This window comes from Sphingobium sp. (genome assembly GCF_035511395.1).
Lineage (GTDB): Bacteria > Pseudomonadota > Alphaproteobacteria > Sphingomonadales > Sphingomonadaceae > Sphingobium.
Map to the genome: position 1 here is coordinate 1 of NZ_DATKFP010000115.1, position 2372 is coordinate 2372.

Genomic DNA, 2372 nt, shown 5'->3' on the forward strand with positions numbered 1-2372 from the left:
GACGACGCCCAGAGCGCCGCCAGTCGGGCGCCATCCGCCAGGGCGGATCGATTGCTGCTCACGGCGCGCGCTCAGAACCAGGCTTCGGGGATAGTGATGGTGTCGCCGGGCAGGATCGCCGAATCCGGATCGAGCTTAGCCTTGCCCTGCTTCCGGTTGACGGCTGCCACCTGCTTGTTGGCGCGGAACGTGTAGCCGCCCGCGATGGAAACGGCGGTGAGCAGCGTCATGCCAGGAACATAATCATATTGGCCCGGCTTCTGCACTTCGCCCAAAATGTAGAAGGGCCGATATTTGTCGACCTGTACGCTGACATTGGCGTCGGGGGCGAGATCCTTGGCGCGCAGCATGGCGGCGAGCGATGCCTCCAGTTCGGGGGCCGACTTGCCCGCCACTTCGACGGTGCTCAGCATTGGCAGCGATATGGTACCGGCGTCGCTGACGACGTAGCTGCCTGCCATCATGTCAAAGCCATAGACGGCGATCTTGACGGAATCGCCTGGCCCGAGCGTGTAATGGTCCGTCGCGGCTGCATTGCCGACGGGAAGGTTGGAATAGGCATTCGTGCAACCCGCAACGGGCAGCGCGATCAGGCCGATCAGCATAGTGCGGCGATTCACGGCAATTCCCCCAACTTTGGTCGATTCCATGGATAGGATGCTAACCGGTCTGTCCTGTCCGTTGGTGTACGCATCTGAGGCAGGTTGATCCTCAAAAGGACTGACCCTTCCGAGAGCGGACACTATCCCGAAGGATTATGCGCTCGCGCAAAGGTGGAAACCGGAGCGGTGCAAGATGCGATGCAAAAAATGCAGGCCATGGTCTGCGCGTAAGCCACACCATTCATCATCATTCCATCGATGCCGCGGCGACGGGCTTGGTCGGTCCCGGCCGGGTAATCGCGATGCCGATCGCCAGGATCAATGGCACGACCCAGCTTCGCGAATACATATGCGGCGACGCATTGGAAAATACGATGAACGGCACCAGCACCGCGACGACGAGGGCCGCCGCCGATCGGTCGAAGGCGAAGCGGCGCATGGCAACACCGAGCGGCACGAACAGGATGAGCAGCCAGCCGACGAGCGAGGCGAGGCCACCTTCAGCCCAGACCAGCAGATACATGTTGTGGACAGGTGCCTTCGATACGCTCACCACCCGGAACTGGTCTACGCCCAGTCCGATCAGAGACGTATCCCCCACCATGTTCCAGGCTTCGTGAATTAGTTCCATCCGGCCCGTAAAGGTGCCCGCCTGATTGATGTCGCCTTGTTCCAGCGCATTGGCGACGCGGTTCTGGAAGGCCGTTGGCAAGGCCACGCCGGTGGAAATCGCCGCGCTCGCCAATGAAAGGATGATGACGAGAGTGCCCGCCGACCGCTTGCCCCAGTCGAGCAACAGGAAGATGAGCGCTCCGAGCGCAGTACTGGTAAAGCCTGAGAAGGATCCAGACAGCAGCAGACCCGAACAGAGCGCACCCAGTGCAGCGAAGGTGAAGACCCAGTTTAGCCGACCAATTCGTGCCAGATAGAGAACGAACGGCAAAGTCATGGCAATCATCGCCGCGTTCCAGTTCGCGTCGGCCATGAAGGCGCCCAGTCTGTGCGTGCCCGTAATGAACTCGAAGCTGATCCGCTGCGCCTGTGCATAGGAAGCGTTCGTCCCATAATAGACGATCGTCCCGAACAGCTCCATCACGGTGACGCCCATCACTAGCGCGGTCGCGAATCCAATCAGCGACTCGCGGCGTTCGCGCAGGAGCAGCGACGGCAGTACTGCGAAGGCGAAGCCATATTGGCCTGCCACGATAATCCAGCGCAGCGGGTCGCCATTGACGATGCTCCCAACGAAAAAGCCGAGCAGCATCAGCGCGATGCCCGACAACCACACGATCCACCATTCGCCCAGCGGGCAGATGGCGACGCCGCGCCCGGCCAGCAGCAGGACGGCGGCGATGCAAAAGAGCGCGTCGCTGACCGTGAACAGATAGGACGGGACGATCCGCCAGGTGATATAGGGGACCAGGAACACTGCCAGGATCAGCATCGGTTCCGCCAGCCGAAGCATGGCGTAGTGATAGGGCGTCCGGTCCTGATCCTCCGTCGCCCATGCCGGTTCGTAGATGGTGGTCCCGAAAGCCATCAGGCTGCCATTGCCGGCATGGTCCAGCCGGGCAGCTCGCGGCCCAATATCCGGGCCAGATCCTCGACATCATCCTGATAATAGTCGACCAGATAGCGCCGCACATCGTCGGGAAGGGGAGGATAGCGGACCGGGCGCGCGATCAGGTTTCGGGCGCCTTCGAACATCGCGTTGCCCCGTAGGGGCGCGACCAGCCGCTTGATCGGCGCAGGCAAGCGGCGCAGGGCCAG

2 protein-coding genes and 1 pseudogene are annotated in these 2372 nt (G+C 61.8%); all 3 read right to left on the reverse strand.

Annotated elements, in window-relative coordinates; genetic code table 11:
• Positions 1 to 71: 71 nt before the first annotated feature.
• Positions 72 to 620: a polysaccharide biosynthesis/export family protein gene (locus VMR39_RS07400; RefSeq protein WP_325415333.1), complete on the reverse strand. Its 549-nt coding sequence runs from the start codon at positions 618 to 620 to the stop codon at positions 72 to 74.
• A 229-nt stretch (positions 621 to 849) separates the two neighbouring features.
• Positions 850 to 2142 carry an O-antigen ligase family protein gene (locus tag VMR39_RS07405; RefSeq protein ID WP_325415334.1) on the reverse strand — a complete coding sequence of 431 codons (1293 nt, stop codon included), beginning with the start codon at positions 2140 to 2142 and terminating at the stop codon, positions 850 to 852.
• Positions 2142 to 2372: pseudogene (locus VMR39_RS07410) on the reverse strand (sulfotransferase); the annotation flags it as partial. The pseudogene VMR39_RS07410 and the gene VMR39_RS07405, both read right to left, overlap by 1 nt.